Origin of the sequence: Microbacterium paraoxydans (genome assembly GCF_019056515.1) — a bacterium.
Lineage (GTDB): Bacteria > Actinomycetota > Actinomycetes > Actinomycetales > Microbacteriaceae > Microbacterium.
In genome coordinates, this window is the sequence record NZ_CP064873.1 from 1,021,233 (window position 1) to 1,044,247 (window position 23,015).

At 71.8% G+C, this 23,015-nt stretch carries 20 protein-coding genes; 11 read left to right on the plus strand and 9 right to left on the minus strand.

Going from position 1 to position 23,015, the window contains the following annotated elements; genetic code table 11:
- Positions 1 to 34: 34 nt before the first annotated feature.
- Both IZR02_RS04805 and IZR02_RS04810 read right to left on the minus strand, forming a co-directional pair.
- Positions 35 to 2,020, minus strand: coding sequence for a primary-amine oxidase (locus IZR02_RS04805; RefSeq protein ID WP_029989386.1), 1,986 nt, complete (start codon positions 2,018 to 2,020; stop codon positions 35 to 37).
- Positions 2,021 to 2,123: 103 nt separating this feature from the next.
- Positions 2,124 to 2,708 carry a TetR/AcrR family transcriptional regulator gene (locus IZR02_RS04810; RefSeq protein WP_025103874.1) on the minus strand — a complete coding sequence of 195 codons (585 nt, stop codon included), beginning with the start codon at positions 2,706 to 2,708 and terminating at the stop codon, positions 2,124 to 2,126.
- A gap of 66 nt (positions 2,709 to 2,774) precedes the next feature.
- Between IZR02_RS04810 and IZR02_RS04815 the strand changes: the two genes are divergently transcribed.
- A complete protein-coding gene (locus tag IZR02_RS04815; RefSeq protein WP_025103875.1) occupies positions 2,775 to 3,314 on the plus strand; it encodes a hypothetical protein in 540 nt (179 codons plus the stop codon).
- A 36-nt stretch (positions 3,315 to 3,350) separates the two neighbouring features.
- A complete protein-coding gene (locus tag IZR02_RS04820) occupies positions 3,351 to 4,016 on the plus strand; it encodes an SDR family oxidoreductase (protein WP_017204020.1) in 666 nt (221 codons plus the stop codon).
- Here the strand turns inward: IZR02_RS04820 and IZR02_RS04825 are convergent.
- From IZR02_RS04825 to IZR02_RS04850, 6 genes are all read right to left on the minus strand, one after another.
- Positions 4,010 to 5,230: a multidrug effflux MFS transporter gene (locus IZR02_RS04825; protein WP_240183565.1), complete on the minus strand. Its 1,221-nt coding sequence runs from the start codon at positions 5,228 to 5,230 to the stop codon at positions 4,010 to 4,012. The genes IZR02_RS04820 and IZR02_RS04825 overlap by 7 nt on opposite strands.
- Positions 5,227 to 6,210, minus strand: a complete 984-nt coding sequence (locus tag IZR02_RS04830; RefSeq protein ID WP_025103877.1) for an alpha/beta hydrolase — start codon at positions 6,208 to 6,210, stop codon at positions 5,227 to 5,229. The genes IZR02_RS04825 and IZR02_RS04830 overlap by 4 nt, the downstream gene beginning before the upstream one ends.
- Positions 6,207 to 7,178, minus strand: coding sequence for an alpha/beta hydrolase (locus IZR02_RS04835; protein ID WP_025103878.1), 972 nt, complete (start codon positions 7,176 to 7,178; stop codon positions 6,207 to 6,209). Before IZR02_RS04835 ends, IZR02_RS04830 begins: the two co-directional genes overlap by 4 nt.
- A gap of 23 nt (positions 7,179 to 7,201) precedes the next feature.
- Complete coding sequence (locus tag IZR02_RS04840; protein ID WP_025103879.1) at positions 7,202 to 8,161, minus strand: aldo/keto reductase; 960 nt, start codon at positions 8,159 to 8,161, stop codon at positions 7,202 to 7,204.
- Positions 8,162 to 8,169: 8 nt separating this feature from the next.
- On the minus strand, positions 8,170 to 9,270 hold the full coding sequence (locus IZR02_RS04845; protein WP_025103880.1) for a zinc-binding dehydrogenase: 1,101 nt from the start codon (positions 9,268 to 9,270) through the stop codon (positions 8,170 to 8,172).
- 95 nt (positions 9,271 to 9,365) lie between these two features.
- A complete protein-coding gene (locus IZR02_RS04850) occupies positions 9,366 to 10,100 on the minus strand; it encodes an SDR family NAD(P)-dependent oxidoreductase (RefSeq protein ID WP_025103881.1) in 735 nt (244 codons plus the stop codon).
- Between the two features lie 100 nt (positions 10,101 to 10,200).
- Here IZR02_RS04850 and IZR02_RS04855 point away from each other — a divergent pair, with 100 nt between their 5' ends.
- From IZR02_RS04855 to IZR02_RS04890, 8 genes are all read left to right on the plus strand, one after another.
- Positions 10,201 to 11,163 (plus strand): aldo/keto reductase, encoded by a 963-nt coding sequence (locus tag IZR02_RS04855; RefSeq protein WP_025103882.1) that lies wholly within the window; start codon positions 10,201 to 10,203, stop codon positions 11,161 to 11,163.
- 1,145 nt (positions 11,164 to 12,308) lie between these two features.
- Positions 12,309 to 13,838 carry an ABC transporter substrate-binding protein gene (locus IZR02_RS04860; RefSeq protein ID WP_025103883.1) on the plus strand — a complete coding sequence of 510 codons (1,530 nt, stop codon included), beginning with the start codon at positions 12,309 to 12,311 and terminating at the stop codon, positions 13,836 to 13,838.
- A gap of 73 nt (positions 13,839 to 13,911) precedes the next feature.
- The gene (locus IZR02_RS04865) at positions 13,912 to 14,853 is read left to right on the plus strand and encodes an ABC transporter permease (protein WP_025103884.1); all 942 of its coding nucleotides are present in this window, start codon (positions 13,912 to 13,914) and stop codon (positions 14,851 to 14,853) included.
- The gene (locus IZR02_RS04870) at positions 14,850 to 16,646 is read left to right on the plus strand and encodes a dipeptide/oligopeptide/nickel ABC transporter permease/ATP-binding protein (RefSeq protein WP_025103885.1); all 1,797 of its coding nucleotides are present in this window, start codon (positions 14,850 to 14,852) and stop codon (positions 16,644 to 16,646) included. The genes IZR02_RS04865 and IZR02_RS04870 overlap by 4 nt, the downstream gene beginning before the upstream one ends.
- Positions 16,643 to 17,491 carry an ATP-binding cassette domain-containing protein gene (locus tag IZR02_RS04875; protein ID WP_029989391.1) on the plus strand — a complete coding sequence of 283 codons (849 nt, stop codon included), beginning with the start codon at positions 16,643 to 16,645 and terminating at the stop codon, positions 17,489 to 17,491. The genes IZR02_RS04870 and IZR02_RS04875 overlap by 4 nt, the downstream gene beginning before the upstream one ends.
- A 47-nt stretch (positions 17,492 to 17,538) precedes the next feature.
- On the plus strand, positions 17,539 to 18,126 hold the full coding sequence (locus IZR02_RS04880) for a TetR/AcrR family transcriptional regulator (protein ID WP_126894330.1): 588 nt from the start codon (positions 17,539 to 17,541) through the stop codon (positions 18,124 to 18,126).
- A 34-nt stretch (positions 18,127 to 18,160) separates the two neighbouring features.
- The gene (locus tag IZR02_RS04885; RefSeq protein ID WP_029989394.1) at positions 18,161 to 18,835 is read left to right on the plus strand and encodes an alpha/beta fold hydrolase; all 675 of its coding nucleotides are present in this window, start codon (positions 18,161 to 18,163) and stop codon (positions 18,833 to 18,835) included.
- Positions 18,836 to 18,909: 74 nt separating this feature from the next.
- Positions 18,910 to 19,899, plus strand: a complete 990-nt coding sequence (locus tag IZR02_RS04890; RefSeq protein WP_025103889.1) for a methyltransferase family protein — start codon at positions 18,910 to 18,912, stop codon at positions 19,897 to 19,899.
- Positions 19,900 to 19,986: 87 nt separating this feature from the next.
- Here IZR02_RS04890 and IZR02_RS04895 read toward each other — a convergent pair whose 3' ends face one another.
- The gene (locus IZR02_RS04895; protein WP_025103890.1) at positions 19,987 to 21,330 is read right to left on the minus strand and encodes an amidohydrolase family protein; all 1,344 of its coding nucleotides are present in this window, start codon (positions 21,328 to 21,330) and stop codon (positions 19,987 to 19,989) included.
- Between the two features lie 164 nt (positions 21,331 to 21,494).
- Between IZR02_RS04895 and IZR02_RS04900 the strand changes: the two genes are divergently transcribed.
- The gene (locus IZR02_RS04900; protein ID WP_025103891.1) at positions 21,495 to 22,937 is read left to right on the plus strand and encodes a glyceraldehyde-3-phosphate dehydrogenase; all 1,443 of its coding nucleotides are present in this window, start codon (positions 21,495 to 21,497) and stop codon (positions 22,935 to 22,937) included.
- Positions 22,938 to 23,015: the final 78 nt, after the last annotated feature.

The following is a 23,015-nucleotide window of genomic DNA, read 5'->3' on the forward strand; positions in this document are numbered from 1 at the left end:
GCACCCGCGACGGCGCGGCACCGCCGGGCGGTCGCTAGTGGCTGCAGGCGCAGGAGTCGCCGCCGCAGCAGGAGGTCGCCGTCGCACCGCCGTGCGCCTGGGAGGACTCCGGCACGTCCATGGCCGGGTTCTGGTCGAGGAAGCCGTAGGGCTTGAACCAGAATCCCGCGTAGTCCACGGGCATGATCGGCCAGTCCTCCGGCCGGGGGAAGTGCGTGAGCCCGAAGGTGTGCCACAGCACCATGTCCTCGCCGTCGATCCGGCGGTCGCCGGCGGTGTACTCCGGGAGGCCGGCGCCGCCCTGGTGCGCGTTGGGATAGCGCCCGGCCGGCCAGATCTGGCCGTGCTCGTACCGGGTCGCCCAGAGGTGCTTCGTGGCGAAGGCCGCGCGCGCCGCGACGGACGACCCGGTGTCGGCCATCAGGAGAGCGGTCGGCTCCGGCACGAGGTGATAGGCGGTCGGGCGGCCGACGTGGTTCGTCCGCGAGGCGCTCTGCACCTCCCACACCCGGGCGACGGAGGAGTCGGCCTCGCGCTGGGCGGCGTGCTCGGTCTCCAGCACCGTCTCCGACCAGGTGAACGCGTTGCCGAACGGGTTGTCCGGCCCCATCGGTACCCGCTGCGCGTCCACCTCGACGAGGCGGTTGTCCTGGCCGTCGATCGCCACGTCGAGGCGCGCGCAGAACAGGTGCTGGTGGACCGGGGCGAAGACGCCCGGGGCGAGCTCGGTGGCGTGCTTCTGGCGGACCCCCGGCTCTCCGGCACCGGCGAACACGATGCCCGTGGCCTTGGCGACGACCTCGATCGAGCCGTCCAGGCCGAAGTTCCAGTAGAAGCCGTAGTCGTAGTTGCCGATGGTGGAGAAGTACGAGACGACGAAGCGCCGTGAGCGCCGCACGTCGGAGCGTCCGGAGAGGTCGGTGTGCTTCCAGAGGATGCCGAAGTCCTCCTCGTGCATGCAGATCACGTTCGGGATGCGCACCGGGTGGCCGTGGTCGTCGGCGACGTAGCCGTCGAGGTACCGGATCACACCGAGGCAGTCGCAGCCGAGCTCCAGGTGGTTGGCGTTCTTGCCGAGGAGGTACTCGCCCGCGTCGAAGTAGCTGATCCAGAAGCGCCCGGGGGCGGTGTCGCCGTAGGGCACGACCATCTCCGGCACGCTCGCCCGGTGCAGCACGGAGCGCCCCTGGAACGACACGTCATGCAGGACGAGACCCTCGCGGGCGTTGAAGCCCACGCGCATCGACCAGCCCTCCCACTCGACGAGCGAGCCGGACACGCCGAAGCTCGGCCCCTCCGGCTGGGTGATCTCGATGGGCTTCAGCGTCGTCCGTGCCGCGCCCTGCACCTCCGGGTAGTAGTTGCCGTGTCCGGCCGGGACCGGCACGTCGCCCTCGTCCTCGACGCGGATCACGCTGTCCGTGGTGAGGTCGATGTGCACGATCAGCCCCTCGACGGGGTGCGCCCACGGGGAATCCTGCTCGTCGTATCGGAGGAAGGTGAGGGACCGGATCACGCGGCGGCCCACCTCGTCGGCGCGGCCCGTGTAGCCCGGGGCCAGGGGGGAGCAGAAGGCGAGGGGCATGTGGTCCGTCAGGCCGCGGCGGCGCATGGCCGCCTGCCATTCCGGGGACGACTTGGCGATGGCCTCGGCCCGCTCGTACTCCTCGAACAGGTACTGCGGCTGGCCGTAGGGCGGGGCGTCGTTGGGCACCCGCTCCTGGCGCACGACCTCGCCGCGGGTGATCGAGACGATCACCTCGGTCGCGACGCCGGTGGCCGTGTCGAGCAGCGTCACGTCCACCCGGCGGTCGATGGGGGAGCCGGGGCGCCAGGCCGCGAGCTCCTCCTTGGTGGCTTCGTCGGGGAGCAGCATGGGCACGCGGGTGGTCGCCGTCAGCAGGCCGGCCGCGTCGAGCACCGCGCGCGCTGCGGCGATCTCGGCGCCGGTGAGCGGATCGAGCGGATGCGGAGCGGCGATGGGCTCGAGGGAGACGGGCTGCGGGGAGTGCGGGGACATCGTTGACCTCACTATTTTCGAGCGAATGCTCAAGAAACGGGTTGGCACGATGATACGACGGCGTGCACGGGTGCACAACCGTGGCGTGTGGGCGATGTCGAGGTCAGCGTCGCCAGGGAGCGAGGATGCTGTCGAGGACCGCGAAGTGCGCCTCCGGCGTCTGCGGCTCCGTGACCTCGACGACCTGCTGGCCGTAGGTGATCGAGCGCAGGAGGGCGAGGAGGTCGCCGGTGGGGGTGTCGGGGCGCAGCTCGCCGTCGGTCGCCGCCTCGTCCAGGGCCTCCCGGATGCTGTCCTGCCACGTCGCGAGAGTCGGCGCTCCGGCATTGGGGGCCGGGGCGAGAGTGGCCAGGCGCCCCCAGAAGCCGACGACCACGTGCGCCTCGGTGCGGGTGCGCTCGTCGACGGGGAGCACCTCGCCCATCAGGGCCCGCAGGCGGGCGAGTCCGCGGAGCCCGGTCGTGGCTGCGGCGATGCGCTCGTCGGTGCGGCGGGTGACCTCGGCCGCCGCGGCGCGCACGACGTCGTCGAAGCCGTCGAAGTAGTGCCACAGGGAGCCGGTTGCGACGCCGAGCTCCTTCGCGACCGCCCGCGAGGACACGCTCTCATGACCGTCCCTGGCGGCGACGACGAGCAGCGCGTCGGCGATCTGGCGGCGACGCTCATCATGGTCGACGATGCGGGGCACGTGCTCATTGTGTCGCATTGCGACCGGGTCTCGCTTTTTTGAGCGACCGATCAATATACTTCGGCTGTGGACCTCCTGCTCCCGGCAGCATCGTGGCTGATGGCGGCGGCGGCGCTCGTGTCGGCCGGCGCCTGCCTCGCTGCGCGCCGTGCCGTGCCGTGGCAGGGACGCCAGGCGGCAGTGGTGATGGCGTCGGGGATGCTGCTGATGGCCGCGGGGGTCCTCGACGCGCTGGGCGACATCATCTGGGGTGCGTTGCTGCTGCTCTCGGCCATGCTCGGGACGATGGGGGTGCGCGGAATGCCGTCCGCGCCCGCGTGCTGCCACCGGGCGCTGGGCTCGCTCGTGATGGCGGCGTGCATGTTCGAATCCGCCTCGACCCCGGGGTCGGTCGCCGGCGTCGAGGCCGCTCTTGGTCACGGCGGGCATGGTCTCGGCGGTGTGCTCTCGGCGTTCGTGCTGGTGGGTGCTCTCGGGGTCGTCGGGTGGGCGTTCGCGGCCTCGTGGCGCCGTTCCGAGCTGCACCGCGGGGGAGCGGCGCGGTCGCTGACGGTCGAGTCCTGGGCGATGGCCGGCGGTGTCGTCGTGATGTGCGCCGGGATGTGATCGTGGAGCGTGAGGGAGGTCCGCTACCGTGAACGCATGCCCCTCGCCCTGATCACCGGTGCCGCCCGCGCGAACAGCATCGCCGCCGGCATCGTCCCGCGCCTGCGCGCCGCGGGGTGGACGGTCGTCACCAGCGATCTGCGCGACGCCGACCACCCGGCGGACCTGTCGACGCCGGACGGCCCCGCATCCCTCGTGGCGGAGGTGAATGCACAGCACGGTCCGATCTCGGCGCTGATCCTCAGCCACGCGCACGATGTCGAGTCCGGAATCCTCGACACCACGGCGGAGAGCTTCGACCTGCACGTCGCTGTGAACGCGCGGGCGAGCCTGCTCCTGATCGCAGCGTTCGCACGCCAGGTCGGCGAGGACGGCGGCGCGATCGTGGCGCTCACGAGCGATCACGTCACCGGCAACCTCCCGTACGGCGCTTCCAAGGGCGCGCTCGATCGGCTCGTCATCTCCGCCGCCCGCGAACTCGGTCCGCGCGGCATCTCCGCGAACGTGCTGAACCCCGGCCCGATCGACACCGGCTGGATGGATGACGAGACCCGCACCTCCCTGGGCGAGATGACGCCGCTGGGCAGGCTCGGGCGACCCGCCGACATCGCCGCCGTCGTCGAGTTCCTCGTCTCAGAAGAGGGGCGATGGATCTCGGGTCAGCTCCTGCAGGCGGACGGCGCCTTCTCGGCCCGCTACTGACTGCGGGCCGCGGGCCGGACGAAGGCCCAGGCGGCGAACGCCGCTGCCGCAGCCGCGACCGTCATCGTCACGGCCATCGTGATGGCCGTGGTCCCGCCGAGACCGGCGGCCACGGGGGCCAGCACGGGGCCGAACAGGAATGTCGCCATCCCGAGAAGGGCCGAAGCGGTGCCGGCACGGACTCCGTGATGGGCGAGCGCCAGCGTCTGACCATTGGGCCCGCCGATGCCGGAGCACAGCATGAACGCGACCAACGCGATGACGACACCCCTCATGCCGACGCCCAGAAGCGCCAGCACGAGGAAAGCCGTCGTCACCAGGAGCGTCGCGGTGATCCCGCCCAGGTAGACGCGCAGGGGCCCCCAACGCCGCACCACGAGTCGGCTCAACTGGCTGCCCGCGATACTCGCCAGGGCGCCGGCCGCGAAGGCGACGCTGAACTCCTGCGGGCTGAGACCGAACTCGTCCTGCAGCACGAACGACGACATCGACAGGTAGGTGAAGAACGCGACACCGCCTCCGGCCGCGGCGCACAGCACGGCGACGAAGAGCCGGTCGCGGACGACCGCTCCGGCGTGCGCGCCCCAGACCCGGAGGCCCCCGCGGTGACGGGCGGATGGCGACAGGGTCTCCGGCAGGGCGAACACCACCACGAGCAGCAACAGCACGCCGACCGCGGACAGCACCCCGAAGATCCCGCGCCAGTCCATGATGCGGGCGAGCTGACCGCCCACCACCGGCGCGATGATCGGGGCGGTGCCCGAGACGAGGAACAGCAGCGAGAGCATGCGGGAGAGCTCGACCCCCTCGAACTGGTCGCGGGCGATCGCCAGGCAGATCACGATGCCCGCCGATCCCGCCAGCCCCTGCAGGAAGCGCGCGACGAGCAGCAGCTCGATGTTCGGAGCGACGGCGCACACCGCGGAGAGCACCGCGAACGCCGCGACGCCGACCAGCAGTGGCAGGCGTCTGCCCAGCCGGTCGCTGAGAGGACCGGCGACGAGCTGCCCCAGGCCGAGGCCGATCATGCACGCCGACATCGTCACCTGCGCCAGGGCCTCGGTCGTGCCGAGCGACGCCGCGAGCTGGGGGAGCTGCGGGAGGTAGAGGTCCATCGACAGCGGACCGAAGGCTTCCAGCATGCCCAGCACCAGCATCGCCCGCAGAGTGCCCATGCGGGGCCGCGGGGCGTCAGCGGCGAACGGAAGACTCATCCCTCGAGGCGCAGCACGCGGCGCAGCCAGCTCTCCCGCGCGGCCACTGCGGCCCGGGAGACCTCGGCATCGGGGGAGAACCCGGAGAAGCCGTGGTAGCCGCCCGCCCAGACGTGCAGTTCGGCCTGCCCGCCCGTGGCCCAGATCCGCGACGCGTAGTCGACGGCCTCGTCGCGGAAGGTCTCCGCGGCGCCCACCTCGATGAACGCCGGGGCGAGTCCCGATAGATCCGTGGCCCGGGCCGGTGCCGTGTACGGCGACACGCGGTCGGTGAACCGGTCGGCTCCGGCGATCGCGTCCCACGCGGTGTCGTTGTTGTTCCGGTCCCAGGCGCCGAAGCCGTCGTACTGGCGGCTCGACGGGGTCTCGTTGCGGTCGTCGAGCATCGGGCAGCCGAGGAGTTGCCCGGCCAGCCGGGGCCCGCCGCGGACACGGGAGAGCAGCGCGACCGCCGCCGAGAGCCCGCCCCCGGCGCTCTGCCCGGAGGCGATGATGCGGGAGGTGTCGATGCCGAGCTCGTCGGCTTGGGCGACCATCCACTCCAGCGCCGCGTAGCAGTCCTCCGCCTGTGCCGGTCCGGGGTGCTCGGGGGCGAGGCGGTACTCGACCGCGACCCCGACGACGCCGTGCCGCTCGGCGAGGTCGATGAGCTCGGCGGTGCCGAAGAAGCGCGTGCCGAGCACCATGCCGCCGCCGTGGATCGACAGCACCGCCGGTGCCGGGTCCGTGGGCGCCGGCGCCGGGCGCACGACCGTGATCTCGAGGTCCGGAGCCCCGACGGGGCCGGGAATGACCCGGTCCTCCCAGGTCACGGCGCGACCGTCCGCCTGCACGGCCATCGGCGGGATGATCGTGGCGAAGTGGTCGCGGTTGGCGTGGATCGTGTCCGCGCGCAGCGGGATGACCTCCACGAGGTCGACGAAGGCGTCGAGTCCGGCGACGAGCTCCGGGTCGTAGGGCACCGGCTCCGGCGTGCTCATGCGGCGGCCCGCCAGATCCGTCGCAGCCAGGAGGCACGGGCGGCGAGGGCGGCGCGGGTGATCTCGGCCTCCGGCATGTACATGTCGAAGCCGTGGGCGCCGCCGCCCCAGACGTGCAGTTCGGCCTGTCCGCCGGTCTCCCAGATCCGGAGGGCGTACGCGGTGTCCTCGTCGCGGAACATCTCCGCCTCGCCGACCTCGATGTACGCGGGCGGGAGGCCGGAGACGTCCGTCGCGCGGCTCGGCGCGGCGTAGGCCGGGGCCTCGGTGCTGAACGCGAGCTCCTCGCCGAGGACGCATGACCAGGCGAGGAGGTTCATGTCGCGCTGCCAGGTGCCGATGCCGTCATACTGCCGACTGGCGACCGTGGTGTTGGTGTTGTCGATCATGGGGCACAGCAGCAGCTGCCCGGCCATGACAGGGCCCCGCCGATCACGCGCCAGCAGGGCGACGGCCGCAGTGAGACCGCCGCCCGCGCTGCCTCCGCCCACGACGATGCGCGCGGGGTCGATGCCGAGCTCCGCGGCGTGGGCGTGCGTCCACACGAAGGCCGCGTAGCAGTCCTCCACGCCCGCGGGGTACGGGTCCTCCGGTGCGAGACGGTACTCGACGTTCACGGCCACGACGCCGTGCTCCGCGACGATGTCGACGACCCGCGCCGTCTCCCACGAGCGGTGGCCGACGATCATGCCGCCGCCGTGGATGTTCACGAAGCCCGGGAGCGTCGAGGTCTCGGAACCGGTGGGGCGGAAGATCGTGACCTCGATGTCCGGGGCTCCGGGCGGGCCGGGGATGACGCGGTCCTCCCACGTGATGTCCCGGCCGGCGATCACGGTGTCGTTGTCCGGGAACATCCGGTCGACGCCGTCGCGCGGCAGGGTTTCGCGGGTGAGCGCGGGCTGCGGGTTCTTCGCGATCTCGTCGAGCACGGCCTGCACGTCGGGATCGAAGGGGACGGGGATGGTCATGGTTCTCCTCGGGTGGGACGGCGTCAGGGGCCTTCGGGGTCGACGACCCCGCGGTCGGCCCAGAAGGGCTCGACGAGACGGCGTAGCTCGGCGGCGCCGATGCGGTCGACGAGGGCGGCCGCGTCGAGGTTCGCCTGCAGCTGCGCGAGGCGGGAGGCGCCGAACAGGGTGGTCGTCAGGGCGGGGTGGGTGAGGGTGAAGGCGATGCCGAGCTGGGCCGGGGTCACGCCGAGGTCCTCCGCGACCGCGGTGAACGCAGGGACGTCGGCGATGATCCGCTCGCGGATGTCGCCGGGGTCGCGCCCGATCTGCCTGTCGCCGTTCACCGTCCCGGCGAGGATCCCGCCCTCCAGGCAGTCCGAGGCCTGCAGCGTGAGGCCCTGCTCCCAGAGGCGCGCGAACGGCTCGCCGTCCGGGATCGACCGGCGCGAGACGCTGTACTTGAGCTGCGCGATCTGCGGACCGGGCACGCCTTCCGCGGCGGCGAGGTCGATCAGGGTCTGGATGCTCCCCGCCGACCAGTTGTTCACGCCCCACGCGCGGATGAGGCCGGCGTCGGTGAGGGCGGCGAGGTCGAGCACGAGATCGCGCAGCTCGAGGTCGTCGCGGCGCAGGTCGCCGAGGATCACGAGGTCGGCGTGCTCCGTGCCCACCCGCATCAGGGCGTTCTCGAGCTGCGGGCGGAAGCCGTCGGCGCCGAAGGCCTCCAGCCAGAGCTTCGACGACAGCAGCCACTCCTCCCGGCGCAGCCCCGCCGCGCGCACCATCGCCGAGAAGATCACGTCGGTGAAGACGGGCGGGGCGCCGGGTGCGGAGTACACGCCCACATCGAAGAGGTTCACGCCACGGTCGGTGGCCTCGCGCAGGAGTGCGACCGCGTCGGCGAAGTCCATGCGGTCGTAGGTGTGCCACGAGCCCAGCGAGAACAGGGAGGCATGCAGGCCGCTGCGGCCGATCTCGCGAAGGGGGAGGGGAGTGGTCATGATGCTCCTCAGAGGCTCGGGTCGATGACGGCCTTGACCTCATCGAGGTGGTGCATGTGGGCGATCTTCGCGGAGGCGTCGGCGAGTCCGACCGGGGCGCTGAACAGGTCGTCCCACGGGAAGCGGTCGGCGAAGGCCGTGAAGAAGTCGATCGCGCGGGCGTAGTCGGAGATGTCGCCGTTGAGCGAGCCGACCACCGTGAGCTCCTTGCCCATGATCGTGCTGAGGGCGAAGCCGTCTCCGGCGGGGCCGGTCGAGCCGACGATCGCGACGGTGCCGCGCTGGGCGGCCATGCCGACCGCGTCCGGCCCGACGCTCGGGGCGCCCGCGAAGTCGAACACGTGGTCCGCCCCCTGGTCTCCGGTCAGCGCCAGGACCTGGTCGACGACGGGTCCGTCGCGGAAGTCCACGACGGCGTCGGCGCCGAAGCGGGCGGCGAGCTCCAGACGGGCCGCGGGAGCGCCGACGGTGATGACCTGCCCGGCACCCGCGATCTTCGCGACTGCCGTGGCGAAGATGCCGAGGGCGCCGGAGCCCTGCACCACCACGCGGGAGCCGGGGCGGATGCGGCCGGCCCGCTCGAACGCGCGGAGGACGGTCTTCGCGGCGCAGCCTGCCATGGAGGCCCAGGTGTCCTTCACCGCCGCCGGGAGCAGGAGCTTGGCGGCACCCGGGGTCACGTACGCGTACTCGGAGAGCCCGGCCGTCGCGAACGGCGGCACGTCGGCGCGCTGGAGGAAGCCGTAGCCGCGGCGGGAGCAGGCGACCGGTTCCCGCAGCACGACGCACCCGTGGCACTCGCCGCAGGTGGACTCCGACCAGCCGATCCGGTCGCCAGGGGAGAGCGGGCGGCCGAGCGCGTCGCGGGTGTCGGGTCCGGTGGCCACGATCTCGCCGACCATCTCGTGACCGAGGACCATGGGCAGCATGCCGGGGAACGACATCCTCCCCTCCCAGATCTCGATGTCCGTGCCGCACAGCGTGGTGCAGGCGATGCGGACGAGGGCGGCGCCGGGTTCGATCTCGGCGGGCAGCGGGAGATCCTGCAGGGTGAGCGGCTCGCCGTGCGCGGTGAGCACCGCGGCGCGGGTGGTGGTGGGGAGGGTCATGGTTCTCCAGTCGCGGGGCGGGTGGCGGGATCGAAGACGGTCCTCCGCGGTGCCCGGGAGGGGCGGAATCGATCCCGCACGGAGGGGGTCGGGGGTCAGACGAGGAGCTGGCCGCCGTCGACGGGGACCGAGACCCCGGTGATGTGGCTGGCGGCCTCGCTCGCGAGGAACAGCACGAGCGGGGTGACCTGGTCGACCTCGGCGATGGTGCCGAGCGGGATGCGCGACTCCCACGCGGCGCGGGCGTCCGGGTTCGAGGCGAATCCGGCGGTCAGGGGCGTGAGCACGGGGCCGGGGGCGACGGCGTTGACCCGCACCCCGGAGCCGGCGAGCTCGATGGCCGCCGTCCGGGTGAGCGCGTCGACCGCGGCCTTCGTGGCCTCGTAGTGCCCGAGGCCGGGAGTGGGCTGCCGGGCGCCGATCGAGGAGATGTTGACGATGGCCCCGTGGCCGGCCGTGGCGAGCAGCCCGCCGAAGACCCGCAGCATGAGGAACGTGCCGCGGACGTTGACCCGCAGGGCCGCATCGACCGCGTCGACCGCGACCTCCTGGAGCGTTCCCCCGCCGGCGACGACGCCGGCGTTGTTGACGAGGACGTCGAGACCGCCGGACTCGCGGATCCGTCCGGCCGCCGCCTGCACCGACGCTTCGTCGCCGATGTCGAGGGGGAGGGCGGTGGCGCCGATCTCGGCGGCGACGGCTGCCGCGGCGCCCTCGTCCACGTCACCGATGAACACCTCGTCGCCTGCAGCGCGGAAGGCGGTGGCGATGCCGCGGCCGAGCCCGGAGGCTCCTCCGGTGACGAGGATACGGCGCGGGGAAGCGGTCATGGTCGTCCTCACTGACGGGTGTTCTGATGGGATTCCTCCGTTATATTCTACAAACATAGAAAAATACAACCCCGTGCCCCGAGACGGCGAAGGAGCCCTCATGCCTGATGCGACATACCCCCGCAAGCCGCTGTCTCCGGGAGGCGCGACGGTGCCGCCGCTCGCCCTCGGATCGTGGAACACCTGGGATCGCATGGAGTTCGACGACGCCGTGCAGCTCATCCACCGGGCGGTCGAGCTCGACGCCGGATTCTTCGACATCGCGTACTACAACATGGGACCGCACGCCGAGAACTCACGGACCGACATCCTCTTCGGGGAGGCCTTTCGCGCGAGCGGGGTGGACCGTGCCGACGTCGTGCTGTGCGGCAAGCTCTGGCTCTGGGACTGGCCGAACCAGGGCTTCCGTGGGCAGATCGAGGAGTCGCTCGAGCGGGCCGGCCTCGACCGCTTCGACACCCTCGTGGTGGGGGACTACCTCGACGCCCCGGACATGCCGCGACTCGTCGCCGACGTGAACGCCCTCCTCGTGGACGGCCTGGTCGACTCGTGGGGGATCAACAACTGGCGGATCGCGGACACCAGGGCGGCGCTCGCCGAGGCGGACGCGCAGGGGCTGATCGGCCCCGCGTTCGCGCAGCTCAAGTACGGCATCGCCCGACGGGCCATGGCGGAGGGTGACGCGTACGGCCCGCTGTTCGCCGACGGAACCCTCGCGCTGCAGGCCTCGGACGTGTTCGAGGGCGGAATCCTCGCCACGGGACGGATGCCTCAGCGCAAGATCGGTGCCGATGTCGGGGGTATCCGCGAGCGGATCCTCGCCGTGTACCCCGAGGTCGCGCGGGTCGCGGGGGAGTTCGGGGTGACCCCGGCCGCCCTCGGCATCGCCTTCTGTCTGGCGAACCCCGCGACGGCCACCGTGCTCTTCGGTGCCTCCCGCGTCGCGCAGCTCGAGGAGAACCACGCCGCCCTCGCCCTCGCCCGCGACCACGGAGCCGAGGTCCGCGCCGCCCTCGCCGACTGCCGCGTCGACCACGCCGTCCGGCCCGACGGCACCTGGTGACCTTTCGCGCCTGCCGCCGCTCCCGCCGCTCCCGCCGCTCCCGCCGGTGTCCGGGATCACTTCCGCACCTCCCGCGCGCCCCGCAGGCACGTTCCTGATCCCGCACTCGCTCGCCCTCGCGTCCCACTCCGCGTGCGGGATCACTTCCGCACCTCCCGCGCGCCCCGCAGGCACCTTTCCGATCCCGCACGGTGTGACCTACTGCGTCCCGGTGGGAAAACGTGCCTCGAGGAGAGAGAGTGCGCCGGGAGGCGACCCTGGTGCCCCGCCCTGTGCCCCTGAGGACCGCTTCGCCCGCGGGATCAGTTCCGCCCCTCGCGCGCGCTCTGCGGGCACGTTTGTGATCCCGTCTTGCTCCGCCTCCACCCCACCCCGCTGCGGGATCCATTCCGTGCCTCTCCGACGGCCCGCTGGCACGTTTCTGATCCCGCACGGCGTGAGGCTCCGCGCGCCGGTTCGAGAACGCGCCGCGTGGGGAGGATGTGTGGTCGATTCTGATCCCGCTTCTGGTGGCGGCTGTGGGTCCGTCGCCGAGTCTGCTGTTCCTGCACAACCGAACCGCTCTCCGGCACCCCGGATCAGAAACGCTCCTCGCCTCCGTGCTGAATCAGAAGTGCTCCTCGCCTCCGCGGCGGATCAGAAGTGCTCCTCGGATCGGGGTGGGAGGTGCGTTCTTGATCCCGGGAGGGTGGGTGTGGTCTCTCTCGGAAGCGGCAGCGGAGACCATTCCCGCCGTCACTTGCTCCGGTGCGGGGTGAAAAGGGTGCCTTGAAGGCGCCGCGGAGGGGTGTTTCTGATCCGGCCGGAGGGGTGCGCGCAGTGGCGGGATCAAGAACGGGCCCCTCGGGGAGGGGGCGGGTGCGGTATTGATCCCGGCACCGGCACCGGCACCGGTACCCGCACCGGCACCGGTACCCGCACCGGCACCGGCACAGGCACCCGGGGGGCGGGGGTGTGCGCGGGGGAGCAAGGTGCGTGCGCGCTGAGGCATCGGTCCGTGCGGCCGGGGTCGGAAACACGCTTGCGCTCTTTTTCCACGCATGTAGACTAACCAGCACGACACATCGAAGTGGCGTCGGTCCCGGTCCCCGGTCAGCGGCTCTTCGAACCTTCTTCACCACCCCCTGCACCCGAGAGAAGGAACCATGAAACGAATGCCCCTCGCGGTCGCCGCCGCCGTCGCCGCGACCCTCGCGCTCGCCGGCTGCAGCGGCGGCGGAACGCCCTCGCCGTCCGACGGCGGTGGCGCCGAAGGCCCCGACGCCCTCAACATCGGCAACTTCCTCGATGTCACGTCGTGGGATCCGTCCCTCGCCGACATCGGCTTCGACGGCCCCTACCTGTCCGCGGTGTACGACGCCCTGATCGCCCTCGACGCCGACGGCACCCCGATCCCGTCGCTCGCGACGAAGTGGACCGTGGCCGACGACGACCTCAGCATCGACCTCGACATCCGCACCGACGCCGTGTTCAGCGACGGCACCCCGGTCGACGCCGACGCCGTCGTCGCGAGCCTCGAGTACCTCAAGGCCGGCGCCCGGTCCGGTGAGGCCTACGTCAACGCGAAGGGCTTCGAGAAGGTCGACGACGACACCGTCCGCATCGCCCTCACGCAGCGCGACGACACGATCCTCTACCTGATGGGCCTCGGCCGCAGCTACGTCATGCTCCCGGCCTCCATCGAGGCCGGCACGCTCGGCAGCGATCCGGTCGGCTCCGGCCCCTATGTGCTCGACAGCGACACCAGCGTCGCGGGCGCCGAGTACCACTTCACCAAGACCGAGGACCACTGGGACGCGGAGACGTACCCGTTCGCCGAGCTCGCGATCTACCCGATCACCGATGCGACCGCCCGTCACAACGCGATGCTCAGCGGCCAGATCAACGTGCAGTACGGCGACGTGGCCAACCTCGACCAGGCCGAGCAGCAGGGCTGGAACACCGCCCAGCGCGTCTCCGGGTGGGCGGGCCTCGTCATCACCGACCACACCGGCGCGAAGAGCGAGCCCCTCGGCAAGCTCGAGGTGCGCCAGGCGCTGAACTACGCGTTCGACGGTGCGGCCGTCCTCGCGGCGGTCGGCAGCGGTGCGGGCGTGGCCACCAACCAGGTGTTCCCCGACGGCGGCGACATCAACGACCCCGAGCTCAACGACGCCTACGCGTTCAACATGGACAAGGCGAAGGAGCTTCTGGCCGACGCCGGCTACCCGGACGGCTTCGACATCTCGATGCCGATGTCCCCGATCTTCGAGATGTGGAAGCCGTCGGCCGAGCAGGCCCTCAACGAGCTCGGCATCACCGTCACCTGGGACAACATGCAGATGCCGGACTACCAGCTCAACGCACCGAACTACCCGATGTTCATCTCCTTCCTCGCGATGGACGGCAACGACGTGGCCACCGTCTCCCGGCAGCTGACGAGCGTGCAGTGGTTCAACCCGGAGCCCGACTACGCGAAGAACGAGGTCATCGCCCCGCTCGTCGAGAAGGTGCAGACGGAGCGCGGCGACGCGCAGACCGCCGCCATCAAGGAGCTCAACGAGGCCCTCGTCGACCAGGCCTGGTGGTCGGTCTGGTACCAGGCGAACAACATCTACTACACGGCGCCCGGCATCCAGCTGCAGCCCGTCGTGGGGATGATGTTCCCGACGCTGCGGTACATCACGCAGGGCTGAACGCCCGCCGGGGCGGTCGCGACGCGGCCGCCCCGGCACCCCTTCCCCTCCTCCTCACCCTCGAGAGGCCCCCATGCTCCTCTTCACGGCGAAGCGGGTGCTGTCCGGCATCCTCCTGCTCGTCGCGGTCTCGATCGGCACGTTCTTCCTCGCCCACCTCGCGATCAGCGATCCGACCGCCTCGCTCCTCGGGACCACGGCGAGTCCTGCGCAGCAGGAGGCGCTGGCGGCGAAGATCGGTCTCGACCGCCCCCTGATCGTGCAGTTCTGGGACTGGTTCTCCCACGCCGTGCTGCTCGACTTCGGCGTCTCGTGGCGCAACTTCCAGCCGGTCGGCGCGCAGCTCGCGGTCAAGGTCCCCGTCACGCTCTCCGTCGTGACCCTCGCGACCCTCATCACCGCGGTCATCGGCGTCGCCTTCGGCATGATCACCGGACTCCGCCCCGGCACCTGGTTCGACCGGATCATCAAGGGGATCTCCGTCGTCCTCTTCGCGCTCCCCGGGTTCTGGGTGAGCCTGGTCCTGGTGATGTGGCTGGCCGTGCAGCTCCAGTGGTTCCCCGCCGTCGGCTACGTCCCGCCGACCCAGTCCGTCGAAGGGTGGCTGCGCTCGATCACGCTCCCGGCGATCTCCCTCGCCCTGGGCGGCATCGTCGCCGTGTCCGAGCAGCTGCGGAACGCCGTGATCGCGCAGAGCCGCCAGGACTGGGTGCGCACCCTGCGCAGCCGCGGCCTGTCCGCCGCGCGGGTGAACCTGCACATCCTCCGCAACGCCTCGCCCGCCGCGCTCACGGTGATCGCCCTGATGTTCGTGGGCCTGCTCTCCGGCGCCATCGTGGTGGAGCAGATCTTCAGCCTCCCCGGTCTGGGGCAGCTCACGAACCAGTCGTCGCAGAACGGCGACATCCCCATGCTGCTCGGGATCACGGTGGTCTCCATCGTCTTCGTCGTCCTCATCAACCTCCTGCTCGACCTCGTGCTCGGCTGGATCAACCCGAAGGTGCGCGTCGCATGACCACGACAGACATCCGCGTCGCCTTCGACCGGGCCGCCCAGAAGCGCCGGTCGAGCCTGTTCCGACGCTTCCTCCGCCACCCCGGCGGCTCCATCCCGCTCGCCATCTTCGTACTCATCGTGCTCGTCGGGGTGTTCGCGCCACTGCTGGCGCCGATGGACCCGAACCTCGTCGACCTCGCAGCCGCGAAGGCCCCGCCCTCCCCGGAGCACCTCCTCGGCGGCGACTCCACCGGCCGCGACATCCTCAGCCGCCTCATCTACGGGACGAGGACGACGCTGTGGGGTGCGCTCATCACGATCGTCACGGCGCTCGTCATCGGGGTTCCGTCGGGTGTCGCAGCCGGGTACTTCGGCGGTGTCTTCGACCGGGTCGCGACCTGGATCAGCGACGCCCTCCAATCGATCCCCGGGATGATCATCCTCCTCGTGGTCGCCGCCGGCAGCCGCAACAACTTCGAGCTGCTGATGGTCACCGTCGGCGTCTTCATGGTCCCGGGGTACTTCCGCATCGCGCGGTCGCAGACGCTCGCCGTCCGCGGCGAGGCGTACATCGACGCCGCCCGTGTGTCGGGCCTGTCGGACGCGCGCATCATCTTCCGCCACGTCATCACAGCCGTCTATCCGCCGGTCATCATCCAGACCGCGCTCACGGCGGGTATCGCCATGGGCATGCAGGCGGGGCTCCAGTTCCTCGGCATCGGCGACTCGAACGTGCCGAGCTGGGGCGCGATGATGCTCGAGGGCTTCCGGCTCATGCTCACCTACCCGCTCATGCTGCTGTGGCCCTCCGCTGCGCTCGGTCTCACGATCGCCGTCCTCGCGATCATGGGCTCCACGCTCGCCGAGCTCGTGCAGGTGCGCACGCCGCGCGCGGCCCGACGGCGGCGGCGCGGAGTGCTCGAGACCGCGGACGAGGTCGCCGCGGCTCCCGCCACGGGCAGTGTCCGCCACGAGGCTCCGGCATCGGCCCTCCGCGTCGAGAACCTGCACGTCGTCCACGCGACGCCGACGGGGGAGACCGAGGTCGTGCACGGCGTGACGCTCGACGTCGCGCCAGGGGAGGTCGTCGGGATCGTCGGCGAGTCCGGGTCGGGCAAGTCGCAGACCGTGTTCTCGGTGCTCGACCTGCTCCCCGCGACCGGCCGGGCGACCGCCGACGCGATCTGGGTCGGTGGAGCGGAGGTCACCCACGCGACGCCGAAGGAGCGCCAGGCCCTGCTCGGACGAACGATCGGCTACGTGCCGCAGGAGCCGATGAGCAATCTCGACCCCTCGTACACGATCGGGCATCAGCTCATCGAGCCGCTGCGCCGCACGCACGGGCTCGCGAAGGCCGCCGCCCGGCAGCGCGCGCGGGAGGTGCTCCTGCGGGTCGGGCTGTCCGACCCCGATCGCGTGATGCGCAGCTATCCGCATCAGGTGTCCGGCGGCATGGCCCAGCGCGTGCTCATCGCCGGCGCGATCGCCGGTCGGCCGTCGCTTCTCGTGGCGGACGAGCCCACCACCGCCCTCGACGTCACCGTGCAGGCCGAGGTCCTCGAACTGCTGCGGGAGCTGCAGGCCGAGTACGGCATGGCGCTGCTCATCGTGACGCACAACTTCGGCGTCGTCGCCGACATCTGCGACCGCGTGATCGTCATGCGCGGCGGCGACATCGTGGAGACGGGGCCTGTGGACGACCTCTTCGCCGCGCCCACCCAGGAGTACACGCGCGAGCTCATCGCCGCGTCGCTCGATGAAGCCGACGGTCGCGCCGCGCTCGACGGACGGCGGACGGAGGTCCCCGCGTGAACACCGCTCCGGTGAACCCCCTGCTGCAGGTGGACGACCTCGTGGTCGAGTACGGCCGGGGTCGGCATGCCTTCCGCGCGCTGCACGGCGTCTCCCTCGACATCGCCCCCGGTGAGTGCCTGGGCCTGGTCGGCGAGTCCGGATCCGGGAAGTCGACGCTCGGCAAGGCCATCCTCGGCCTGGCCCCGGTGACGGCGGGCCGCATCCGCTTCGACGGCCGGGACATCGGCCGGCTCGGCGGCCGGGCCCGACGGGCGCTCGCCGACGACGTGCAGGTCGTGTTCCAGGACCCGTACGGCTCCCTCAACCCGGCACTGACCATCGGCGATATCCTCGCCGAGCCGCTGCTGACGACGGGGATCGGGGCGAAGGCCGCCGAGAAGCGCGTGCGCGACATGCTCGACCGCGTGCGGCTGCCCTCCGCGAGCATGGACCGGTACCCGAGCGAGTTCTCCGGCGGGCAGCGGCAGCGCATCGCGATCGCCCGCGCCCTCGTCCGCGGTCCGCGGCTGATCGTGTGCGACGAGCCGGTCAGTGCGCTCGATCTCACCACGCAGGCCACCATCCTCGACCTCTTCATCGAACTGCAGCGCGACACCGGCGTGGCCTACCTGTTCGTCTCGCACGACCTCGGCGTCGTCCGTCGGGTCTGTCACCGGGTCGCCGTGATGTACCGGGGCGAGATCGTCGAGATCGGAGACGGGGAGCAGGTCACGCGCGCGCCACGTCACCCGTACGCCGAGCGCCTGCGGCTGGCCTCGCCCGTCGCGGACCCGGTGGCTCAGCGGGAACGCCGGGCGCAATGGCTCGCTCTGCGGGAGGTGCCCGATGCGGCGGTACGGTAGCTCCAGGCCGGAACACGCCACACCCCGGACTCGGCCGGAAGGACGCCATGCCGAAGATCATCGACCACGACCAGCGGCGACGGGACATCGTCGAGGTGGCCAAGAGCATCATCCTGAAGGGTGGGTTCGAGGCGGCGACCATGCGCAGCATCGCCGCGGAGGCGGGCTTCGCGAACGGTGCGCTGAAGCACTACTTCCCCGGGAAGGAGAGCATCGTCGCGGCGACGTTCGAGACGATCCTGCAGCAGATGTCCGAGGGCGTGGAGGCCGCGGGGCAGGAGCCGGTGGCGGCGGACGACGCCCTGCGGGGCTTCCTGCAGGCCACCGTGCCGCGCGACCCGGAGCAGATCGCCGCGGGCCGGGTGCTCCTGGCGCTCTGGGAGTACGCGATGGCGAACGAGTCCCTGGCCGAGCTCTACCGCGGACACCTGGGCTCCTGGCGAGCCTCGCTCATCGCGCGCATGGAGGCGGCCCGCGACGAGGGGTCGATCCGCGATCAGGACTACGGCCCGCTGGCGGACGAGTACATCTCCGCGGCGGTCGGGGCGACGGTCATCAACCTCATGTACCCGGACGGCGAGCGCATCGCCGACTACGAGAACTACATCGACCGGTTCCTCGCGCGGCTGCGCTGAGGGTGAGGGGCCGGTCCCGAGAGGACGGTCCGTCATGACCCTTCCCCCCGAACGACCCGTGGTGTTCCTGCACGGCCTCGCCTCGCGCGGCACGCAGGACTGGCCGGACAGCGAGTGGACGGCGGTGCTCGGCGACCGGCCGCGCCGGGTCCTCGACCTGCCGGCGCACGGCGACGCCCCCGGGCTCGGCGTCGTGCCGACCTCCGCGGTGCTCGACGCGCTCGCCGACGCGATCGGCCCGGACGAGGTCGACCTCGTCGGCTACTCGCTCGGTGCCCGGCTCGCGTGGGACCTCGCGCGGCACCCGGGTGTCACGGTGCGGCGCCTCGTGCTCGGCGGCCTCAGCGCGGGGGAGCCCTTCGCGCTCGTCGACCTCTCCGCCGCGCGGGCCGCGCTCGCCGGCGGACCGGCTCCCGTCGACCCGCTGACCGGGATGATCGTGCACATGGTGAGCCTGCCCGGCAACCGCCCGGACGATCTGCTCGACCTCATCGAGGGGCTCGCGACCGAGCCGTTCGCGCCCGAAGCCGGAGCGCCGGCGGTGCCGGTGCTGCTCCTGGGCGGCGAGGACGATCCGATGGCCGCGGGCATCGACGAGCTCGCCGCGCGGCTGCCGGACGTCCGGGTGCGGCGCGTCCCCGGCGATCACCTCGTGGCGTTGCACACCGCCGCGTTCCGCGACGCCGTGCGCGGGTTCCTCGCGGACTGACCTCCGCGACCGCCGCCCGGCCTCTTCCTGCCCTTTATTTCCCACGTTCGTAGACATACCGAAAGGCATCCGCCATGACCGACACCCCCACTCCCGATGCCGCCCGCATCCTCGACATCGCCACCGGCTACATGGCCGCGAAGCAGCTCTTCCAGGCCAGCCGCATCGGCCTGTTCGCCGCCGTCGCCGCCGGCGCCGACACGGCCGCGGCGATCGCCGAGCGCTGCGGGGTGAGCGAGCGGATCGCCCGGCTGCTCGCCGACGCCCTCGCCGCGAAGGGTCTCCTCGTCCGGACGGAGGGGCGCTACGCCCTGGCTCCCGACGCGTCCGCCTACCTCACGGGGGACGACGCGGTCATCGACCTCGCTCCGTTCCTCACGTTCCTCGACGAGATCAGCTACCCGCACTGGCTGCAGTTCGCGCACACGGTCGACACGACCGAGCCCGGCGACCTGCAGATGGACGACGCCCGGTGGGGCACGTTCATGGCCGGCGTCATGACGTACAACCGCCTGCACGCGCAGGAGTTCGGCCGGCTCGTCGACCTCGCCGGCGCGACGAAGGCCCTCGACTTCGGTGGCCTGTCCGCCGAGTTCGCCCTCGCCGTCATGGCGCGCAACCCCGAGCTGCACACGACGTTCGTCTACGCCCCGGGGTTCGAGGACGGCGTGGCCGAGGCGGTCGCGGCCGCGGGCGTCGCCGACCGGGCTGCCGTCGAGGTGGGGGACACGGCGACCGCGGCCCCCGAGGGCGCCTACGACGCGGTGTTCGCCAACCACGTCATCCACCGCTTCTCCGCGGAGGAGAACGCGCAGATCTTCCGCCGGCTCCGTGCCGCAGCGCTCGACGGGGCGACGCTCACCGTGCTCGACTTCTTCCTCGACGACGACGACGAGCAGCGCGCGCTGGACGCCCTGCACGCGGGGGAGTACCTCGTGATCGACGGCACCGTCGTGTACCCCGAGTCGCAGGTCCGCGGCTGGCTGACGGACGCGGGATGGGCGGTGCGCGACACCGTCGCCCTGCCGGGGAGCCCGCGCGTGCTCCTGGCCACCGCGGTCTGACGACCGCGGTTCGAGACTGGTCCGAGGGGGATCAGAGGCGGGCGGCATGCGTGAACATGCCGCCCGCCGTTTTCGTGGGGCGGGTGGTCAGCCGCGCGCGAACACCGTGCGGCCGTCGACGATCGTGCGCTCGACCTGGAGGGCGGCGAACGGGCGCCCCGGGCTGCACGGATCCTCGTCGAGCACCGTGATGTCGGCGACCTTGCCGGGCTCGAGGGTGCCCTTCCAGCTCGCGGCGCCGTCCTGGATCGCGGCGTCGGCCGTCATGGTGCGCAGCAGCCGGCGCCGCGTCGCGGCGTCGTCCGCGCGGCCGTCGGCGGCGAGGAGGGCGAGGGACGCATCGAGGCTCGGGCGCCAGTCCGGCGTGGCGATCGGGGCGTCGCTGGTCACGGTGGTCAGCGCCCCGGAGGAGAGCATCTCGGCCAGCGGCCACGCGGCGGCGACGCGGGCCTCGCCGAGCTGCACCGCCGCCCAGGAGTGCGTGTGCGCGGCGATGAGGGGCTGCACGGCGAAGCCGACGCCGAGGCGTTCCGCGCGCCGGATCTGCGCGGGGGTCGCGAGGTCGCCGTGCACGATGTGGTGGGGCGCCGGCGGCGGGGGAGTCTGGCCGTGCCGTTCCAGTGCGGTGAGGAACTCCTCGATCGAGCGGTCGCCGGTGGCGTGCACCGCGATCTGGAGGCCGCGACTCGCAGCCAGCGCGATCATCTGCTGGAAGGCGCTGAGCGGATCGGCGTCGCCGCGCGTGAGCAGGTGCCCGGTCGTCCCGTCGGGGTAGGGGTCGGACGTCCACGCGGTGGCCATCGGCGGGATGCCGTCGGCGAAGATCTTCACGCCGGGGATCGCGAGCCAGCGGGAATCGGTCGACGGGGGCGGCACCGGGAGTCCGGCGGCGAAGTCGTCCAGGGAGCTCTCGCCGTCGATCGTCCCGAACAGGCGGAGCAGTGTCACGCGCGAGGTCTGCGCGGCCTCTTGGTGCAGCTCCACGTACGCGTCGAGCATGTCGGTGCCGAAGCAGCCGGTCTCACCGTGGTCCTCTCCGGGGCCGATGCCCGGCTCCGTGTAGCTCGTGACGCCGAGCTCCGCGAGCAGTGCCCAGGCCCGGCGCAGGGCCGCACGTCGCTCATCGGCCGTGGCCACGAGGCGGCCGGTGGGCTGCTCCTCGGGCGGGGTGTCGGAGAAGAACAGGTGCGGCCAGCGCGCGCCCAGCCAGGCGGCGTGGAGGTGGGCGTCGTTGAGGCCGGGGATCGCGGTGCGACCGTCGAGCTGCACCACTTCGCGGGCCGAGAGGGCTTCGGCAGCGGCGTCGGTGGCGACGATCACCCCGTCCCGGACGGCGATCGCGGTGGCGACGGAATCGGTGGCGTCGACGGTGTGGATGCGGCCGCCGCGGAGAAGGAGGTCGGCGTCGTCGCCGAGGAGTGCGCTGCTCATTATTCCACCAGTGTAGACGTAAAACTCTCGTGCCAGGGAGGTCCCGCCCCGGCCGATTCGGCGCGCGGTTCCGCGGCTTGTACCCTGGAGTCATCCCCCGAACACCCCGGCAACCTCGTGCGCGCCGGCGACCTCGGCGCGCGCTCACACATGCAAGGACGCAGATGAACGATTCCGCGGCACATCGCGACGAATGGACGGCGAGCGAAGAGCTGGCGGAGCGGATGATCCCGCTCATCGGGGCTCTCAAGCGCGAGCGCGACGTGGTCACCTCGTTGCACGGCCACCGCCTGCTCGGCCTCTCGGCGACCGGCCTCGTCGAGGTGCACGAGCGCGTGGCCCAGCTCGGGCACGAGCGTCTCGAGGTCGAGGACAGCCTGGCCGTGCTCGAGGGCATCCACGCCCTGGCCCCCGGCGCCTCGTCGATCGACGTGGCCCGCCTCGTGGAAGGGTACGCGGAGAGCGGCCGCCCGCTCGAGGAGTATCTCGCCGAGACCCTGGCCCCGGCCGTCGGCGCGGTCCCGGCATCGCCGACCGACGTCGTTCTCTACGGCTTCGGGCGCATCGGCCGCCTGCTGGCCCGCATCCTCATCGCTCACACCGGCGGCGGGAGCGGACTCCGGCTCCGCGCCATCGTCGTGCGCCGCGGCTCCGAGAACGACCTCGTCAAGCGCGCGTCGCTGCTGCTGCGCGACTCGGTGCACGGCCGCTTCGCGGGCTCGGTCACGGTGGACGAGGACGCCGAGCAGATCATCGCCAACGGCACGCGCATCCAGGTCATCTACTCCGACGACCCGGCCGCCGTCGACTACACCGCCTACGGCATCGACGACGCGATCGTCGTCGACAACACCGGCCGCTGGCGTGACGAGGCGGGGCTCTCCCAGCACCTCCGCGCGAAGGGCGTCGCCCGCGTGCTGCTGACCGCCCCCGGCAAGGGCCCGCTGAAGAACATCGTGCAGGGCATCAACGACGACACGATCACCGACGAGGACCGCATCGTCTCGGCGGCGTCGTGCACGACCAACGCCATCACCCCGGTGCTCGCCGCGATCGACGAGGCCTACGGCGTCGTGAAGGGCCACGTCGAGACCGTGCACTCGTTCACGAACGACCAGAACCTCATCGACAACTTCCACAAGGGCGACCGCCGCGGCCGCTCCGCCGTGCTGAACATGGTCATCACCGAGACCGGGGCTGCGAAGGCCGTGGCCAAGGCCCTCCCGCAATTGGAGGGCAAGCTCACGGGCAGCGCGATCCGCGTCCCCACGCCGGACGTCTCGCTCGCGGTGCTGCACCTCACGCTGGAGAGCCCCGCCACCAAGGACCAGGTCAACGACTACCTGCGCCGCGTGTCGCTGCACTCGAAGCTCCGGCAGCAGATCGACTACGTGGAGAGCCCCGAGGTCGTCTCCACGGACTTCGTCGGCTCGCACCGCGCGGGCATCGTCGACGGCCTGGCCACGATCGCCGACGAGGACACCCTCATCCTCTACGTCTGGTACGACAACGAGTTCGGCTACTCCTGCCAGGTGATCCGGGTGCTGGAGACCATGGCGGGTTCGCACCCCGTCGTCCTCCCCGCCCGCCGCGAAGTCACCCTCTGACCGTCGACCCACCCCCTTCCGCTCGACCCGGCCCCCTGCGCGCGCACGCAACGGGCCGGGGCGCGCGAAAGGGGGTGG

What these genes read in the sequence shown, in the direction of transcription:
- IZR02_RS04805 (WP_029989386.1), bottom strand. Translation starts at nt 2,020, where the DNA reads ATGTCCCCGCACTCCCCGCAGCCCGTCTCCCTCGAGCCCATCGCCGCT.
- IZR02_RS04820 (WP_017204020.1), top strand. Translation starts at nt 3,351, where the DNA reads ATGCCCCTCGCCCTGATCACCGGTGCCGCCCGCGCGAACAGCATCGCC.
- IZR02_RS04825 (WP_240183565.1), bottom strand. Translation starts at nt 5,230, where the DNA reads ATGAGTCTTCCGTTCGCCGCTGACGCCCCGCGGCCCCGCATGGGCACT.
- IZR02_RS04830 (WP_025103877.1), bottom strand. Translation starts at nt 6,210, where the DNA reads ATGAGCACGCCGGAGCCGGTGCCCTACGACCCGGAGCTCGTCGCCGGA.
- IZR02_RS04835 (WP_025103878.1), bottom strand. Translation starts at nt 7,178, where the DNA reads ATGACCATCCCCGTCCCCTTCGATCCCGACGTGCAGGCCGTGCTCGAC.
- IZR02_RS04840 (WP_025103879.1), bottom strand. Translation starts at nt 8,161, where the DNA reads ATGACCACTCCCCTCCCCCTTCGCGAGATCGGCCGCAGCGGCCTGCAT.
- IZR02_RS04845 (WP_025103880.1), bottom strand. Translation starts at nt 9,270, where the DNA reads ATGACCCTCCCCACCACCACCCGCGCCGCGGTGCTCACCGCGCACGGC.
- IZR02_RS04850 (WP_025103881.1), bottom strand. Translation starts at nt 10,100, where the DNA reads ATGACCGCTTCCCCGCGCCGTATCCTCGTCACCGGAGGAGCCTCCGGG.
- IZR02_RS04855 (WP_025103882.1), top strand. Translation starts at nt 10,201, where the DNA reads ATGCCTGATGCGACATACCCCCGCAAGCCGCTGTCTCCGGGAGGCGCG.
- IZR02_RS04860 (WP_025103883.1), top strand. Translation starts at nt 12,309, where the DNA reads ATGAAACGAATGCCCCTCGCGGTCGCCGCCGCCGTCGCCGCGACCCTC.
- IZR02_RS04865 (WP_025103884.1), top strand. Translation starts at nt 13,912, where the DNA reads ATGCTCCTCTTCACGGCGAAGCGGGTGCTGTCCGGCATCCTCCTGCTC.
- IZR02_RS04870 (WP_025103885.1), top strand. Translation starts at nt 14,850, where the DNA reads ATGACCACGACAGACATCCGCGTCGCCTTCGACCGGGCCGCCCAGAAG.
- IZR02_RS04880 (WP_126894330.1), top strand. Translation starts at nt 17,539, where the DNA reads ATGCCGAAGATCATCGACCACGACCAGCGGCGACGGGACATCGTCGAG.
- IZR02_RS04885 (WP_029989394.1), top strand. Translation starts at nt 18,161, where the DNA reads ATGACCCTTCCCCCCGAACGACCCGTGGTGTTCCTGCACGGCCTCGCC.
- IZR02_RS04890 (WP_025103889.1), top strand. Translation starts at nt 18,910, where the DNA reads ATGACCGACACCCCCACTCCCGATGCCGCCCGCATCCTCGACATCGCC.
- IZR02_RS04895 (WP_025103890.1), bottom strand. Translation starts at nt 21,330, where the DNA reads ATGAGCAGCGCACTCCTCGGCGACGACGCCGACCTCCTTCTCCGCGGC.
- IZR02_RS04900 (WP_025103891.1), top strand. Translation starts at nt 21,495, where the DNA reads ATGAACGATTCCGCGGCACATCGCGACGAATGGACGGCGAGCGAAGAG.